The organism is Aquabacterium parvum (assembly GCF_001447195.1).
GTDB classification, from domain to species: Bacteria; Pseudomonadota; Gammaproteobacteria; order Burkholderiales; family Burkholderiaceae_C; genus Aquabacterium; species Aquabacterium parvum.
Genome location: NZ_LFRI01000045.1, coordinates 141589 through 157937, shown reverse-complemented (window position 1 = coordinate 157937; position 16349 = coordinate 141589). Strand labels below are relative to the sequence as shown.

Below are 16349 nucleotides of genomic sequence, written 5' to 3'. Positions count from 1 at the left end.
CAGGAAACACCCAGAAAGCCGGAAATACCGGTTCAGATTTCACGCTTCGCGCCACGGCACCCACTGCCCGGTCCCTGTCACGAAGGCCCCATGCACGTCCTGCCCCGGCTGCAAACGCCGAACCACCTCGACATACCGAGACATCTGGTCCTGGTACGCTGCCATGGCAAGCGGCTGCTCGCCCAGCTTGTAATCGATCACCCACCACGCCAGGCCTGTCGGCGTCTGCAACGCGACCAGGCGATCGATGCGCAAGATGTCGCCACCGTCGCTCAGCGTCACCTCGTTGCCCGACCAATGCAGGGCCTGCGGATCCAGCCAGCGCTGGAGTTCGGGTTGGGCCAGGATGCCCGAGACCCGATCAACCGCCTCTCGCCATTGGCTGGGGGAAAGCTGCAGCGCGTGCGCCGCAGCGTGCACCGCTTTGGTCACCCGTTCCGGACTGCGTTGTGCCACGGGCAAGGTCGTCAGCAACTCGAGCCCGCGGTGAACGACCTGGCCCAGGGTGCGCAGCAAAGCGCCCTCGGCATCGTCGTCCGGCGTGGCGGGCGGCGAAGGCTCACGGCGCACCAGGCTGGGCATGGCCCTCAAGCTGGCTGGCGGCACACTCCCCTTCGTGGCGCCCGGTGGCGTCGCATCGGGCCGAGGGCACCATGGCTCTGCTTGCGCCAAGGCCTGTGATTGGGTCAGCCTGCTCCACCAACTGCCGTTGCGCTCCCCCCGAAAGGGCTCGTTGGCACTGACGACCAAGGCACTGCGCGCGCGGGTCAAGGCCACGTACAGCGCATTGAGCTCTTCTCGTTGATCAGCCTGCCGCTCTGCTTCCAGCGCCTGGGCCAGAGCGGGAGGTGGTTTTGATTCGGAACGGACAAACGCCACCCGCTGCGGGTGAGCCGCGCCCTCCGGCCAGTCCACCAGCAATCCGTGACTCATGCTGCGGGATGCGGCCGGGTCCGTGTCCACCAGGAACACCACCTCCGCCTCCAGGCCCTTGGCGCCGTGGATGGTCAGCAATTGCACCGCCCCCTCCTGGGTGCGCGCTGGCAAGGCCTGAACCGATTGCCGCAAGGCCCTCACCCAGCGATAGGGCGTGGCGTCACGGCCCGCGTCCATCTCCAGGCTGTGGCGCAGCAGGGCATCGATGTGGAACAAGGCCTGCTGTCGGTAACCCGGCGGCACGGTCGCAACCACACGCTCTCGGCCATCGCCTTCCTGCAAAATGCGCGCGAGCAGGTCGTGCGGCGGCAAAACCCTGGCAGCTCGTTGCCAGCCGGTCAACAGCCTGGCAGCGCGTGCCAAACAGTCGCCCGCACCTTCATCCGCAGCGCCACCCAGGCGCATCAGGGCCTCCCACCAACTGCCTCCTTGGCGAGCCAGCGATGCAAGTTGCATCAAGTCGTCATCAGCGGCACCAAACAACGGAGAACGCAGGGCATGGGCCAGCGCCAGGTCGTGCTGAGGGGAGACGAGCACCTCGACCGTGGCCAACAGGTCCTGCACCTCCGGGGTGTCGATCAACGGGGTGCTGTCGGGCGCGATGTGGGGCACGCCGAATGCGTCGAGCGCCTGTGCCAGCAGGTTGAGCACGGCGCGGGTGCGCGCCAACACGAAAATGTCTTGAGGCTGGTGCTTGCCCTCGTCAAGCAGCTCGGCCACAGCGCACGCGACCTGATGGGCTTCCCTGCCTTTGGCGGTGACGCTCACGACCTCCCGGGGTTGGGTCAATGTGTCGCGCACCGCCTGCTCGACCTCGGCACCCGCATCATCCCCATCGAAACCCGCAGCTTCGCCAGGCTCACGCTTGTCACGCATGATGCGTGGCAAACGTCGCACGCTTGCCGGGGACTGTGAAGCGGTCGTGTGCGGCCTGAACCCTGGGAAGGCCCCCTCCCTCGAGGCCTCTCCCATGACGTCGTTGAGCAGCTCGATGACCCCTGGCGCGTTGCGACGGGTGTGATCGCAGGCCAGCAACTGCCCGCCAAGGCCTTCGATCACAAAGCGCTTGGCAGCCTGGAAGACACGCGGGTCGGCGCGGCGGAAGCGATAAATGCTTTGTTTGGGGTCGCCCACCAGGAAGACCCTCACGCTGGAGGATCCGCCGGCGCCCGCGTAAGCCGACAACCACGTGCCCAGGGCCTTCCATTGCAGCGGACTGGTGTCCTGGAACTCGTCCATCAACAGCTGCCGCACCTGGCTGTCGAGCCTTTGCAGCACCCAATCGGACAGCGTTTCGTCGCACAGCAAACGGGCCGCCGCCAGCTCCAGGTCCGCCATGTCGGCCAGGCCCCGCTCGCGCTTGAAATCGGCGTAGACAGCGAAGAACGCCCTCGACAGCAGCACCATGTGGTGGTGCAAGCGGTGCGCCTGCTCCTGCCGCATGGCCAGCGACAGGTCTTGCAACCAGGCCTGGGCCCAAGCCAGCTCTTCGCTGCTGCCCAGCTTCTTGCGCGGCTCGCCCTTGTCGGTCAGCAGGGCTTTTTGCAAGGCCTCGGAGCGCGCGCTGGCGTCGGTGAGCAACAAAGCATCCACGATGGCCGCGCCTGCAGCCTGGGCCAAACCACCGGACGCTTGCCCGAGCTGCTTGGCCAGACCGACAAAGGCCTGCGTGGTCGAATCGGCCATCACTGCATCGGCCACACATTCCCAGGCGGCCCAGTGCTCCTGCCAAGCACCAGCGCTGGGCACCCCCTGCTCCAGGACGCCCGCGTCATCGGCCAGTGACAACTCCAATCGGTTGTGCAGGGCTTCACGCAGCCAGCCTTCGGTGTTGAAGCGCCCTGTCTCACGCAGCACGGCAGAGAAAGCCGCCACCACCTCGTCACCGGCATCGCCCATGCGGGCGTCGATGGAACGCAGGAAGCGCCCCCAAAGCGGCGCCCAGATCTCGTCGATGTCCTCGATCAGCTGCAACTCCGGAGGCAGCGACAAGTCCGCCAGCACATCCAGCGGTGCGGCCTTGACCAGGCGCGAGAACCAGCCGTGGATGGTGTGGATCTCGACACCGCGCCCCTCCTGCATCCATTCACCGTGCAATTGGGCCAGGCGCGGTGCTCGCTCGGCCAGCAGGGCTTCTGGCACCCCTCGCACGCGCAACTCCTGCATGCGTCCTGCGTCGTCCATGGCGGCAAAGTCGGACAGCCACTCGCGCAGGCGCTCACGCATTTCGCCGGCGGCCTTGCGCGTGAACGTGATGGCCAGGATCTGCTGAGGTGGCGTGCCCTCCAGCCAGGCCCGAACGATGCGAGACACCAGCATCCAGGTTTTGCCAGCGCCTGCGCAGGCCTCCACCACCACGCTGCGCGCCGGGTCACAGGCCACCTCGTAAAAGCGTGCCGGCTCGGCTGCCTGCCCGTTGATCTCATAAGCCGATGCACTCATGACGCTTCTCCCGAGCCCGCTTGGTGCGCATGCCAATGGCCCTTGCGGCAAAGGCCCCGCATCGCGCAATGCTCACAAGCCGCGCCATCACCCAGCGCGAGCAAGGGCGAGCCTTGGTGCATCCGCACCCAGTCCGAACGAAGTTGCGAGATCAGTTGCGCCGCGCTGTCCTGGATGTCTGCGTGACGCAAGGTTTCGACCTTGCGGGCATCGATGTGCACATAGGCGGCTTGCACATCGCCCTCGGCATGGCCCTCGCTGAGCGCGACATAGAAGGCCAACTGGGTGTCCTCCGCCCCGGACTTGGTTTTTTGCCTCAGAACCGTGGCATTGCCCGTCTTGTAGTCCAGCACCAGGGTCTCGGCCTTCGACTGCCCGCCCTCTGCGGGAACCGCACGGCGCACATCGATGCGGTCGAGTTGCCCAACCAGTCGCAGCGACATGTCCGCCTGACCCTCGTCGAAGTCGATGCGGCGCTCGCGCTCGACCTCACAGGACTGCATCAGCCAGCCCTCTTGTTCGTGCTTGCCCAACCAATTCACATATGAACGTGCCAGGTCGGGCAAGGCCATTTCATGTGGGCGAAAGTGCGGGCGCATGCCGTCCGACAGCAAGCCCATGTCGCGCGCCGCAGATCGCGCGCAAGACAACCACAACTCGATGTCGGCTTGCGCACCCGCGAGTGCCAAACGTTGATCGCGCTGCTCATGGAAACGCCGCAATGTTTCGTGCAGCCACGACCCCTGATCCGACCGAGCCAGCCCTTCTTCCAGCTCATCTTGCGCCTGCAGTCGCAAAATCACCTGAGCAAAGAATCGGTAAGGGCATTGCCTGAGCACCTCGTGCTGGGTGGCGGACAGCTGCGCAGGCAAGCCGATGCCTTGGTGGCCCAGCACCGGGCTGGGCGGCCTCATCGGGCTGGCGTCCGATGTCCGCCAAGGGCGAGGATCCTCTCCCTGCTGAAGACGGCCTCCGCCCGAAGCAACCCAGCGATCCAGCCAGGCGCTGGCGTCCAGCGGCTCACTGCCCTGCGCGACGCGGTGCAAGGCATGCAGGCTCGGCCGCGTGGCCACCAACACGAAGGCCTCCCACTGCGCTTGCCTGGCCAGCGCAGGCGTGACCAGGCCCATCGCCTCACGCAATCGAACACCCAGCCAGCCTTGCTGGGTGCTCAAAGCGCCAAATTGTTTTTCATCGGCTCCCGGCATCACCACGGCGTGAAACGGACGCAAGGCAGCGCGCGCGAGCGTGGTGATCAGCACGTCTGGCCGCGCGGACTCGGCTTGGGGGCGGTAAGTGACCGCCTCGAGCACATCCGACAACCAGCGCTGGAAACTCGCGCCATCCATCCGCGTGATGCGGTGCGATTCCGGCAGCCCCGAGGGGCCGAGCTTTCGCGCGATGCCGGGTTCATCGTCTGCCATCGCATCCATGCGCAGGGTCTCCCACAACAAGGCCCCCGCCGGATCGGCCTGCAGCGCGTCGTGAGCGCCACTTTGCAGCAGCGACGCCCTCAGGGCCTGCAGCCATTGCTGCAACGTGGGTCGCGATGCCGTCCACAAGGCCTGCAAGGGCCGCACCACCTGCCCGGCCCACGCCGACAGCACCTGCGCTTCATCGGGCATGCGCCGGTGAGCAAACTGCCCACCCACCCCTTCTTCGCCTGGCTCGCCTGCCTCGCCTGCCTCCCGCTCGGTCAAGATCGACCAGGCAGCGATCAGCCCCTGCCTGCGGCACCAACGCTCCAGCATACCGGTCGCCAGGTGTTCATCTGGGGCAAACAGGTCCGTTGGGTCATGCGCCCGAACCCAGCCGGACTTCAACCAGTCCAGCAACTCATCGGTGGTCGCCCTCGGATTCGACGCCGCAAGCAGGCGCGTGCAGGCCGCAGCCGCTCGGGTGGTCGACAAAAGCCAGCCCGTCTCGTCTGCAACGCTGAGCCCGGAGCCTTCCAGCAACGCCCGCACATGACGGACCACGCCGCGGTCCAGGGCCAGCACGCCGATGGGCGCAGCCCCCTCTTGGCGCTCCGAGGCGCAAACGAGGACCCTGGCAGCGGCCTGCCTGGCCTCGTCCAGCATGTCTGCACAAGCGCTGACCGTCATGCACACCGGCTCTGCCTCTGTTTGCGCCGCCCCGACCTCTGCAGCCCACCAGCGCAACGGCACCCCCGCTGCCCCGGCAACACGCTGAGCCGCAAGCATGAGCGCCCCCTCGCTACCGGGCAACACAGTGCTCCCCACCGAAACCGCCAGCCATGCAGACGGTCTTTCTGCGTACACGGCGTCCATGGCCAAGCCGCACTCAGCACTTGCTGCGGCCCACTCCAGCGCCCACGCCAGCAGCAGCCGTTCGCGCCCTCCTGGGCCCTGCCCCATGTGCAGCTGCAGGGCGCCACGCCATGAATCGAGCCGCAAAGGCCTGTCTGGCGGAGGAGTCGCCTGCAGGGCCCTCACCCAGGCATGCGCCGAGTCCACGACCTGATCCAACGCGAATTCATAGCCCCGGCGATCTCGGGCCAGCCACTGCCTGGCCCAGGCCTGACGCCCAAGGCTGCGAGCGGCCTGGAGGCGGTCTTCGATGGCATCGAGCGACAGCACCGCCCCGAAAACCTCCTGCCCGGACGCATCGAGCGTCGGTGTGGCACGCGCCCAACTGTGTGTTTCTGCCAACGAAGCGATGGTCTCGATGCGAGGCAGCCAGCCACCCACGGCCTGAGCCCATGCCTGGCGAGCCGCAGCCAACACCGCGCCGACAGGCAGTGTCACGAGGGCGCTTTTGGGCTCTGCCCCCTGCGCGCAAAGCCAGGCTGACGCCTCACGCGCCCAGCCTTGCCAGGCGAGCGCGGCATCGCAGCCCGGCTGCCAGAGCCAAGGCTGGGGCGTGATCGATGAGGACGTTTCGGCGGATGTCAAGGCTGGCGAAATCTATCGGGGTGATTGATTTTGGACGCTTGAGACCTGGGACAGCAGCCTTCACCATCTGTGTCAGAATCACGACACCCCCGGTCTGGCGGGTTTTCCCACCCTCCTCCGCCCGGCCACCTTGAGGACAGTTTCATGAGCAGCGACCTGATCAAACACATCACCGACGCATCCTTCGATGCCGACGTTCTGCAAGCCGCCCAACCCGTGCTGGTGGACTACTGGGCCGAATGGTGCGGCCCTTGCAAGATGATCGCCCCCATCCTGGACGAAGTGGCCAAGGACTACAACGGTCGCCTGGCCATCGCCAAGATGAACGTCGACCAGAACCGCGAAGTGCCTGCCAAGTTCGGCATCCGCGGCATCCCGACCCTGATGATCTTCAAGGACGGACAACTGGCCGCCACCAAGGTCGGCGCCCTTTCAAAGGCCCAGCTGACCGCGTTCATCGACGGACAGCTGTGATCCTGGCAACCGCCGCACCGGACAGGGCGGCGGTTTTCTTTTGCCAGACCAGCCCTATAATGCAGCCGTTGCCTTTGAAATCGAAGGCAATGCCTGAAGGCTCACCGGCCACCCGGTGACCCGCCAGGGCCAGCGGCCAACGCCGCCTTGCGCCCCAGGCCCCGGAACTTCCGCCTTTCCCCCCAGCCCACGAATTCCCTCGGCCCGACGGCTTCGCGCCGACCCGGGTTTCACATTCAGGGTACCCATCCATGCACCTTTCCGAACTGAAGGCCCTGCACATTTCCAAACTCGTGGAAATGGCCGAAGCCCTGGAGATCGAAAACGTCTCTCGCATGCGCAAGCAGGAGTTGATGTTCGCGATCATGAAGAAGCGCGCCAAGGCCGGCGAACAGGTCTTCGGCGACGGCGTCCTCGAAGTGCTGCCCGACGGCTTCGGCTTCCTGCGTGCGCTCGACATGAGCTTCCTGGCCAGCACGGATGACATCTACCTGTCGCCCAGCCAGGTTCGCCGCTTCAACCTGCACACCGGCGACATGATCGAAGGTGAGGTGCGCGTGCCCAAGGACGGCGAGCGCTACTTCGCTCTGGTCAAGGTCGACCGCGTCAACGGCCTGCCCCCCGAGGTTTCGAAGAACAAGATCATGTTCGAGAACCTCACGCCGCTGTTCCCGGACGAGCAATTCAAGCTCGAACGCGACCTGGCCAAGGGCAACGACGACAACATCACCAGCCGCATCATCGACCTGATCGCCCCGATCGGCAAAGGTCAGCGCGCGCTGCTGGTCGCCCCGCCCAAGAGCGGCAAGACCGTGATGATGAAGAACCTGGCGCACGCGCTGACGGCCAACCACCCCGACGTGCACCTGATCGTCCTGCTGGTCGACGAGCGCCCGGAAGAAGTGACCGAAATGCAGCGCACCGTGCGCGGCGAGGTCATCAGCTCAACGTTCGATGAACCCGCCCAGCGCCACGTGCAAGTCGCCGAGATGGTGATCGAGCGCGCCAAGCGCCTGGTCGAGCTCAAGAAGGACGTGGTGATCTTGCTGGACTCGATCACCCGACTGGCCCGCGCCTACAACAACGTGCTGCCCAGCTCCGGCAAGGTGCTGTCCGGCGGTGTTGACTCCAACGCCCTGCAACGCCCCAAGCGCTTCTTCGGCGCCGCGCGCAACATCGAAGAAGGCGGCTCGCTGACCATCATCGGCACCGCCCTGATCGACACGGGCAGCCGCATGGACGAAGTGATCTACGAAGAGTTCAAGGGCACCGGCAACTGCGAAATCCACCTGGATCGCCGCATGGCCGAAAAGCGCGTGTACCCCTCGATCCTGATCAACAAGTCGGGCACCCGCCGCGAGGAAATCCTGCTCAAGCCGGAAATCCTGCAAAAGAGCTGGATCCTGCGCAAGCTGCTCTACCCGATGGACGAGATCGAGGCGATGGAGTTCGTGCTCGACAAGATGAAGTCCACGAAGAACAACCACGATTTCTTCGACATGATGCGCCGCGGCGGCTGAGCCAGCTCAGGCCATCAGAGACGGACTTCACGGCCCCGATGCCTTTCATGGCTCGGGGCCGTTTGCGTTTTCTGCTATACTATTGCGTTTTCCGCTGAACGGAAAGTGCCTGGCATGGTGCCGGGTGGCTCCCGGACATGCAATTTGCAAACAGCACGAGGTTTCCCATGCCCAAGCAAGGTATCCACCCCAACTACCGCGAAGTCGTCTTCCTGGACCAGTCCAACGGCTTCCAGTTCGTCACCCGCTCCTGCGCGCCCACCAAGGACACCGTCAAGCTGGACGACGGCCGCGAGCTGCCCCTGTTCAAGCTGGAAACCTCTTCCGAGTCGCACGCCTTCTACACCGGCACCCAGAAGTCGGTGGACAACCTGGGCGGTCGCGTCGAGAAGTTCCGCAACAAGTTCGCTCAATTCCGCAAGTGATCGCGGGACGTCCGGGTGGGCCTGGCCTGGCCCGGATGTCGCAGAACACCGTCGCAACGCCCGCCGTTGCGCAACGTCAGGGCAGCTCAGGCTGCCCTTTTTGTTTCTCAAGCCTGCCTGACTGAGCGCCTCGTCGTCAGCCAGCAGACCGCCTGAAGCGTTTCGCCACCCATGCGCCCATCGCAACTGCCTCACGCCTCCCCCGCCCTGGTAACCCAGAAGGCGGCGCAGCGCCTGCCGCGCCTGGCGTTGTTGCTGTTTTGCGCGGCCTACCTGCTGCCCGGGCTGCTGGGGCGCGACCCCTGGAAAAACGAGGACATCGCTGCCTTCGGGCAGATGTGGAGCCTGGCCCTGGGCCAGGCCTCCTGGTTCGACCCACACGTCGGGGGCGTTCACCCGACCCAAGGCGGCATCCTGCCTTACTGGATCGGCGGTGCTGCGATATCTCTGCTGTCCCCCTGGGTGGACCCAGCTCTGGCGGCACGCCTGCCCTTCGCCCTCTTGCTGGCCGCGGTCTTTGCTCTGACCTGGTACGCAACCTACCACCTGGCACGCACCGAGGCCGCACAGCCCGTTCCCCTGGCCTTTGGCGGCGAAGCGCGCTCACAAGACTATGCGCGAGCGGTGGCAGACGGTGCCTTGCTGGCTTTGATCGCCAGCCTGGGGCTGCTGCAACTGGGCCATGAAACCACGCCAGAGCTGGTACAGCTCACTGGCGCGGCCTTGCTGTTGTTCGGCATGGCTGCAGCGCAGCAACGAAGCCTGGCGTCCATCGTTGCCACCACGGCCGCTTTGCCTGTGTTGGCAGGCAGCGGCAGCCCGACGGTGGCGCTGCTGCTGGGTGGGGCCGCTGCCATCGTGTGCCTGAAGTCAAGCCATGTTGAGGTCCGAGGCCACATCAAGTGGGTGCTGCTGGGCATGCTGCTGGCCCTTGCCCTGGTCATCGGACTGATTGCCCTGGGCCTGCCTGGCTGGAGCGTGCGCAGCGGGCGCGAATGGCGTCCTGGCGCCATCTTTCAATTGCTGACATGGTTCACCTGGCCTGTGCTGCCGCTGGCCGCCTTGACCTTGTGGCACTGGCGTCGTCAGATCGGGCGCAGGCACATCGCGATGCCTCTCCTGATCGCTTTGGTGGGCATGGGCTCTTGCGTGTTCATGGGCGGCAACGACCGTGCACTGCTGATCACCCTGCCTGCCCTGGCGGCCCTGGCCGCTTTTGCCCTGCCTTCGCTTCAGCGCAGCCTGGGCGCGGCGCTGGACTGGTTCTCGGTCTGCTTTTTCACCGCCTGCGCGTCGCTGATCTGGCTGGCCTATGTCGCCATCCAGACCGGCCAGCCCGAGCGAACCGCGGTCAACGTCCTCAAGCTGGTGCCAGATGCTGTCATCGGTTTCAGCCCCATCGCCCTGGGCTTTGCCTTGCTCGGCACCCTGCTTTGGTTGTGGCTGGTTCGATGGCGCACGTCACGCCGCACCCACGCACTCTGGAAAAGCCTGGTGCTGCCAGCAGGTGGCGTGGCCGTGTGCTGGCTGTTGACCATGACCCTGCTGCTGCCCCTCTTGGACCAGGCACGCAGCTACCGCCTGTTGATGTCCCGCATCTCGCCGTACATGCCACGCGCCGAGCTGGTGTGTGCACCAGATGCTTCGGTGGGCTTGCTCACGGCGATGGAGTATTTCGGTGGTTACCGGGTCGATGGCCTCGCGCACGACCCACTTTCGATGCGCAAGCAGGGCTGCGGCAGTGTGGTCGTTCGCATCCACCCCAAGTCTCAACCGCCCGTGTTGCCGGGCTGGCGAAAGGTGGCCCAGTACAACCAACGCACGCGCAATTCCGAGCTGGTGGTGGTCTACCGACGCAACACTGCCACAACATCTCAGAAGTCACAAAAGGCGCAAACGGATCAAATGGCGCAGAGCGAAACCTTCGATGACATCGACGAGGTCACCGCCAGCGCCATGAACGCCACCGACTGAAGGCGCGTCAACTGGCGTCAGGACACCGCCGAGTCGACCTCCACGCGACGCACCCGCATCGCAGGGATGTGCAGCGTGAAACTCGATCCTTTGCCCTGCTCGCTGCTGATCTTGAGTTCGCCCCCATGGCGCTGGATCACGTGCTTGACGATGGACAGACCCAGGCCCGTGCCACCCGTGTCGCGCGAACGGCTGCCATCGACGCGATAAAAACGCTCGGTGAGCCTGGGCAGGTGCTCGGGAGAAATGCCGATGCCGTGGTCCTGAACACTGAACTCGGCGCTGCCATCGGGCAGGCTGCGCCAGTGGATCTCGACAGCTTGGCCGGCGGGGGTGTAGCGGATCGCATTCGAGACCAGGTTGCCCATGGCGCTGAGCCACTCGCTCTCGACACCCGAGATCTCGGCATCCACATGCGCTGGATCAGGCTGAACCTCGATGGGATGGCGCTCTTTCGACAGGCCTCGTGCGTCATTGGCCACACGTCGCATGAGGTGCTGAACGGGCAACCACCTGTCAGAGGCGGGACGGGGACTGCCCTCGATCTGTGCCAGCGTCAGCAGGTCAGACACCAGGCCCTGCATGCGATCGGCCTGCTCGGCCATGAGCGCGATCACGCGCTTGCGCTCCACTTCGGTCAGCGGCAGGGCCCCCAGCGTTTCGATGAAACCCATCAGCACCGTCAGTGGCGTGCGGATTTCGTGCGAGACATTGGCCACGAAGTCGCGGCGCATGGTGTCGGCGCGTTCGCGCTCGGTGATGTCCTGCGAGAGGATGAGCTTGCGCCCTTCTCCAAACTCGCGCACCTGGATCTGAAGCCAGCTCAGCCCACCGCGGGACATCGGGCACTTGACGGTTTCGCTGAAGTCGCCGGCCTGCAAGTACTGCACGAACGCGGGCTGGCGGATCAGGTTGGTGACCCGCTGCTGCAGGTCACGTTGGCGATTCAGGCCGAAGTGGTCGGCCGCCGCAGGGCTGATCCAGGTCAGGTGATCGCTCTCGTCGAGCAACATGACGCCGTTTGGCGAGGCCTCGATCGCCGAAAGAAACTGCTGCAACTCACCCCGCTCGAGGGCGATGTCGGCGTCGCGTGATCGCAGCAAGCGCTCGACCCGGTGAGACAGCTCACCCCAGATGCCCGGCAAGACCGGGCCAGGTGACTCCGGGTTGCGCAGCCAGTCCAGCAGCGCATGGCCATGCAGGGTGTCAGAGACGGAAAGCAGCAGCACGGCGGACGAGGCCGCTGCCGCCCCCGCCGCCACGGGGTAGCCCACGCGCTGCCCGATCCAGTAGCCTGCCAGGCCACCGGCCATGCCCACGGCGAGCCGCACCGCGACCCGCGAGATGAGCCACGAATTGCTTGAATCCACGGTTGTCTGGTCCGGGCTGTGTCAGGCGGCGATGTCCACCACTTGCTGAGTCAGGCGGTAGCCAGCGCCCCGCACCGTTTCGATCAGCGACGAACGTTGCACCGGCGACAGGGCCTCGCGCAGGCGCTTGACGTGGACATCGACCGTGCGCTCTTCGATGAAAACGTGGTCACCCCAGACGCGGTCGAGCAACTGCGCACGGCTGTGCACGCGCTCGGGGTGCGTCATGAAGAAGTGCAGAAGCTTGAACTCGGTCGGGCCGATCTTGACCTCTTGTTCGCCACGGCAGACGCGGCGCGTGGCCGGGTCCAGGCGCAGGCCCGCCACCTCGACGGCGGAGTCCAGTGCCTGCGGGGCCTTGCGGCGCAACACGGCGCGCACGCGGGCCATCAGCTCGTGCGTCGAGAAAGGCTTGGTCAGGTAGTCATCGGCGCCAGCATCCAGGCCAGCGACCTTGTCCACCTCTTCCGCACGAGCCGTCAGCATGATGATCGGCAGGTCGCGGGTGCGCGTGACACCGCGCCAGCGCTTAGCCAGCGCCAAGCCAGACTGGCCAGGCAGCATCCAGTCCAGCAGCACCAGGTCCGGCAGCACCTTGTCGATTTCGAGCTGGGCTTGCTCGGCGTCACCCGCCAGCGTCACCTCGAAACCCGAGTGACGCAGGTTCAGCGCGATCAACTCGGCGATCGCGGGTTCGTCTTCCACCACCAACACACGGCTCATGGCTTGGCTCCCGTCATCACTTGATGATGTTCTCGACGGCCTCGGGCGTGTTGTGACGCACGTCGGCCCCCTTGACGATGTAGATCACCTGCTCGGCCAGGTTCTTGGCGTGGTCGCCCACGCGCTCGATGGCCTTGGCCACGAAGACCAGGTCGATGGACGCGGAGATGGTGCGCGGGTCTTCCATCATGTAGGTGATGAGCTTGCGCATCAGGCCGTCGAATTCGGCGTCGATCTCGTTGTCGCTCTTGATGACTTCCAGCGCGGTCTGGGTGTCCAGGCGGGCGAAAGCGTCCAGCGACTTGCGCAGCGAGGCGGTGGCCAAGCCAGCTTCGAAGGACACGTCACCGACCGGCAGGCGCAGGCGAGACGACACACCGGTGTTGATCAGGCGCTGCACCGTGCGTGCGATGCGCGCGGCCTCGTCGCCCACGCGCTCGAGGTTGCCGATGGTCTTGGAGATGGCGATCAGCAGGCGCAGGTCGCGGGCCGTGGGCTGACGGCGCGCGATGATGGTCGACAGGTCGGCGTCGATCTGCATTTCCATCGCGTTGACCTTTTCTTCGCCGATCAGCACCTGGCTGGCGACTTCGCCATTGAAGTGCGTCAAGGCGTCAATGGCCAGGGCCACCTGGGATTCGACCAGGCCACCCATTTCCAGCACGCGCGTGGAAATGCCGCTGAGCTCGGCGTCGAACTGACTGGAGAGGTGTTTGTCACTCATGGTGTTCTCCTTGTTTTTGTTGTCGATCAGCCGAAGCGACCGGTGATGTAGTCCTCGGTCTCGGTGCGCTTGGGCTTCATGAAGATGTCCGTGGTCGCGCCGAACTCGATGAGCTCGCCCAGGTACATGTAGGCCGTGTAGTCCGAGCAACGCGCGGCCTGCTGCATGTTGTGGGTCACGATCAGGACGGTGTAGTCGTCCTTGAGTTCGTGGATCAGCTCTTCGATCTTGCCGGTGGAGATGGGGTCCAGGGCCGAGCAGGGCTCGTCAAGCAACAGCACCTCGGGCTTGATGGCGATGCCGCGAGCGATGCACAGACGCTGCTGCTGACCACCCGAGAGGCCAGAGCCACTCTGGTTGAGTTTGTCCTTGACCTCGTTCCACAGCGCGGCCTTCTTGAGGGCCCATTCCACGCGCTCGTCCATCTCGGAGCGCGAGAGGTTCTCGAACAGCTTGACGCCGAACGAGATGTTCTCGTAGATCGACATCGGGAACGGCGTGGGCTTTTGAAACACCATGCCGACGCGCGCACGGATCAGCGAAACGTCTTCCTTCGTGGTCAGGATGTCCTGACCGTCCAGCAAGATCTGGCCTTCGGCGCGCTGCTCGGGGTAGAGCTCGAACATGCGGTTGAAGGTGCGCAGCAGCGTCGACTTGCCGCAGCCCGAGGGGCCAATGAAGGCGGTGACCTTCTTCTCGGGCAGGTCCATGTTCACGTTCTTGAGCGCGTGGAACTTGCCGTAGTAGAAGTTCAGGTTCTTGACGGCCAGTTTGGCCTTGACGGGATCGTTGGTTTGCACTTTGGCGTCCATGATGCGTCTTTCAGGTGTCGGGTATCGATGCCGCGCCGATCAGCGCTGGCGGAACATGCTGCGGGCGATCACGTTGAGTGCCAGCACGCCGATGGTGATGATGAACACGCCTGCCCAGGCCAGCTTTTGCCAGTTCTCGTAGGGGCTCATCGCGAACTTGAAGATGGTGACCGGCAGGCTGGCCATCGGGCCGCTCATGTCGGTCGACCAGAACTGGTTGGACAGGGCGGTGAACAGCAGCGGCGCGGTCTCGCCGGCGATGCGGGCCACGGCCAGCAGGATGCCGGTGATGACGCCAGCGCGGGCCGACTTCAGCGTGATGCTCATGATCACTTTCCACTTGGGCGTGCCCAGGGCGTAGGCGGCTTCACGCAGCGCATTGGGGATCAGCGCCAGCATGTTCTCGGTGGTGCGGATGACCACCGGGATCACGATCAGCGCCAGCGCCAGCACACCGGCCCAGCCCGAGAAAGACTTGAAGCGCGAGACCACCACCGAGTAGATGAACAAGCCGATCACGATGGACGGAGCCGACAGCAGGATGTCGTTGATGAAGCGCGTGGCGCTGCCCAGCCAGCCCTTTTGACCATACTCGGCCAGGTAGACGCCAGCCAGGATGCCCACGGGCGTGCCGATCAGCGTGGCCAGTCCCACCATCAGCAGCGAGCCCATCAGCGCGTTGGCCAGGCCACCGGCTTCCATCGGCGGCGGGGTCATCTCGGTGAAGGTGGCGATCGCCAGGCCATCGAGCCCCAGGCGCACGGTTTCAACCAGGATCCAGACCAGCCAGACCAGGCCGAAAGCCATGGCACCCAGCGACAGCGTCAGGGCGATGAAATTGATGCGTTTGCGTCCGGCGTGCTTGCGGGCACGGGAGGCTTGCAGTGCTGCGGTGCTCACGAGCGGGCTCCTTCGGACTTCTTCAGGCGGGCCAGCAACACCTTGGAGAAGGCCAGCACGACGAAGGTGATGAAGAACAGGATCAGGCCGAGGTAGATCAGCGAGGCCTGGTGCAGGCCCTCGCCGGCTTCGGCGAATTCGTTGGCCAGGGCCGAGGTGATGCTGTTGGCGGCCTCAAAAACAGACAGCGAATTGAGCTGGTTCATGTTGCCGATGACGAAGGTCACGGCCATGGTCTCGCCCAGCGCACGCCCCAGGCCCAGCATGATGCCGCCGACCACACCGGTCTTGGTGTAAGGCAGCACAACCTTGGAGACGACTTCCCAGGTGGTCGAACCCAGGCCGTAGGCCGATTCCTTGAGCAGCGGCGGCGTGACTTCGAACACGTCACGCATCACCGAAGCGATGAACGGGATCACCATGATGGCCAGGATGATGCCGGCCGACAGGATGCCGATGCCCACAGGCGGGCCAGAGAAGAACGCACCCAGGTAAGGAACGCCCTCGGTGAGCGCCTGCAGCGGCTGCTGCACGTACTCGGACAGGATCGGGCCGAACACCAGCAGCCCCCACATGCCGTAGACGATCGACGGCACGGCCGCCAGCAACTCGATGGCGATGCCCAGCGGGCGCTTGAGCCATGCGGGCGACAGCTCGGTCAGGAACACGGCGATGCCGAAGCTCACGGGCACGGCGATCAGCAGCGCGATGAACGACGTCATCAGCGTGCCGTAGATCATCACCAGACCACCGTACTGGTTCTGGACAGGGTCCCAGGCGGTGCTGGTGAAAAAGCCCAGCCCGTATTCATGGATGGCGGGCCAGGCGCCCACCACCAGCGAGCCGATGATGCCCAGCAGCAGGCACAGGGTGAGGACGGCGGCAGCACGGGCTGCCAGGGCGAATGCGGCATCGGCCCAAGGGGCCTGGACGCGGCGAGAAGGCGGGTTGGTCATGGGCTGACGTTGGTTTTTCCGGTCGGGCGGCGCGGATGCGTCGCCGAGGTCAGTCGGTAGTATGGCGGCCATCGCTCACTCCATGACAAGTCGGGTGCGGTTTGCAGGAGACATCAGGTCTGCGTCGACCGGGCGCCCAAAGGCTCGGACGCCCGGTCAGGGTCAAAACAAGATCAGG

At 65.1% G+C, this 16349-nt stretch carries 12 protein-coding genes; 4 read left to right on the top strand and 8 right to left on the bottom strand.

Translation table 11 applies throughout. The annotated features are described in order from the left end of the window. Positions 1-39: 39 nt before the first annotated feature. On the bottom strand, positions 40-3378 hold the full coding sequence (locus ABG80_RS01475; RefSeq protein ID WP_058086000.1) for a UvrD-helicase domain-containing protein: 3339 nt from the start codon (positions 3376-3378) through the stop codon (positions 40-42). Beyond that, positions 3375-6146: a PD-(D/E)XK nuclease family protein gene (locus ABG80_RS01470; protein ID WP_152987400.1), complete on the bottom strand. Its 2772-nt coding sequence runs from the start codon at positions 6144-6146 to the stop codon at positions 3375-3377. Before ABG80_RS01470 ends, ABG80_RS01475 begins: the two co-directional genes overlap by 4 nt. Before the next feature lie 291 nt (positions 6147-6437). Here ABG80_RS01470 and trxA point away from each other — a divergent pair, with 291 nt between their 5' ends. From trxA to ABG80_RS01450, 4 genes are all read left to right on the top strand, one after another. Continuing rightward, on the top strand, positions 6438-6767 hold the full coding sequence (gene trxA, locus ABG80_RS01465; RefSeq protein ID WP_058085998.1) for a thioredoxin TrxA: 330 nt from the start codon (positions 6438-6440) through the stop codon (positions 6765-6767). Between the two features lie 251 nt (positions 6768-7018). Next, positions 7019-8287 (top strand): transcription termination factor Rho, encoded by a 1269-nt coding sequence (rho, locus tag ABG80_RS01460; protein ID WP_058085997.1) that lies wholly within the window; start codon positions 7019-7021, stop codon positions 8285-8287. Between the two features lie 167 nt (positions 8288-8454). Next, positions 8455-8712 carry a type B 50S ribosomal protein L31 gene (locus tag ABG80_RS01455; protein WP_058085996.1) on the top strand — a complete coding sequence of 86 codons (258 nt, stop codon included), beginning with the start codon at positions 8455-8457 and terminating at the stop codon, positions 8710-8712. Positions 8713-8883: 171 nt separating this feature from the next. Next, a complete protein-coding gene (locus ABG80_RS01450; RefSeq protein WP_200964231.1) occupies positions 8884-10686 on the top strand; it encodes a hypothetical protein in 1803 nt (600 codons plus the stop codon). A 17-nt stretch (positions 10687-10703) separates the two neighbouring features. Here ABG80_RS01450 and phoR read toward each other — a convergent pair whose 3' ends face one another. From phoR to pstC, 6 genes are read right to left on the bottom strand one after another with little or no spacing between them, the layout of a single operon-like run. After that, positions 10704-12056 carry a phosphate regulon sensor histidine kinase PhoR gene (gene phoR, locus ABG80_RS01445; protein WP_235513711.1) on the bottom strand — a complete coding sequence of 451 codons (1353 nt, stop codon included), beginning with the start codon at positions 12054-12056 and terminating at the stop codon, positions 10704-10706. Between the two features lie 21 nt (positions 12057-12077). Then, on the bottom strand, positions 12078-12779 hold the full coding sequence (gene phoB, locus ABG80_RS01440) for a phosphate regulon transcriptional regulator PhoB (RefSeq protein WP_058085995.1): 702 nt from the start codon (positions 12777-12779) through the stop codon (positions 12078-12080). Positions 12780-12795: 16 nt separating this feature from the next. Further along, entirely contained in the window at positions 12796-13503 is a 708-nt protein-coding gene (gene phoU, locus ABG80_RS01435) for a phosphate signaling complex protein PhoU (protein ID WP_058085994.1), read from the bottom strand. 26 nt (positions 13504-13529) lie between these two features. Next, positions 13530-14315, bottom strand: coding sequence for a phosphate ABC transporter ATP-binding protein PstB (gene pstB / locus ABG80_RS01430; RefSeq protein WP_058085993.1), 786 nt, complete (start codon positions 14313-14315; stop codon positions 13530-13532). 39 nt (positions 14316-14354) lie between these two features. Further along, positions 14355-15215 (bottom strand): phosphate ABC transporter permease PstA, encoded by an 861-nt coding sequence (gene pstA / locus ABG80_RS01425; protein WP_058085992.1) that lies wholly within the window; start codon positions 15213-15215, stop codon positions 14355-14357. Further along, on the bottom strand, positions 15212-16171 hold the full coding sequence (gene pstC, locus ABG80_RS01420) for a phosphate ABC transporter permease subunit PstC (protein ID WP_152987399.1): 960 nt from the start codon (positions 16169-16171) through the stop codon (positions 15212-15214). The genes pstA and pstC overlap by 4 nt, the downstream gene beginning before the upstream one ends. Positions 16172-16349: the final 178 nt, after the last annotated feature.

What these genes read in the sequence shown, in the direction of transcription:
- ABG80_RS01475 (WP_058086000.1), bottom strand. Translation starts at nt 3,378, where the DNA reads ATGAGTGCATCGGCTTATGAGATCAACGGGCAGGCAGCCGAGCCGGCA.
- trxA (WP_058085998.1), top strand. Translation starts at nt 6,438, where the DNA reads ATGAGCAGCGACCTGATCAAACACATCACCGACGCATCCTTCGATGCC.
- rho (WP_058085997.1), top strand. Translation starts at nt 7,019, where the DNA reads ATGCACCTTTCCGAACTGAAGGCCCTGCACATTTCCAAACTCGTGGAA.
- ABG80_RS01455 (WP_058085996.1), top strand. Translation starts at nt 8,455, where the DNA reads ATGCCCAAGCAAGGTATCCACCCCAACTACCGCGAAGTCGTCTTCCTG.
- ABG80_RS01450 (WP_200964231.1), top strand. Translation starts at nt 8,884, where the DNA reads ATGCGCCCATCGCAACTGCCTCACGCCTCCCCCGCCCTGGTAACCCAG.
- phoB (WP_058085995.1), bottom strand. Translation starts at nt 12,779, where the DNA reads ATGAGCCGTGTGTTGGTGGTGGAAGACGAACCCGCGATCGCCGAGTTG.
- phoU (WP_058085994.1), bottom strand. Translation starts at nt 13,503, where the DNA reads ATGAGTGACAAACACCTCTCCAGTCAGTTCGACGCCGAGCTCAGCGGC.
- pstB (WP_058085993.1), bottom strand. Translation starts at nt 14,315, where the DNA reads ATGGACGCCAAAGTGCAAACCAACGATCCCGTCAAGGCCAAACTGGCC.
- pstC (WP_152987399.1), bottom strand. Translation starts at nt 16,171, where the DNA reads ATGACCAACCCGCCTTCTCGCCGCGTCCAGGCCCCTTGGGCCGATGCC.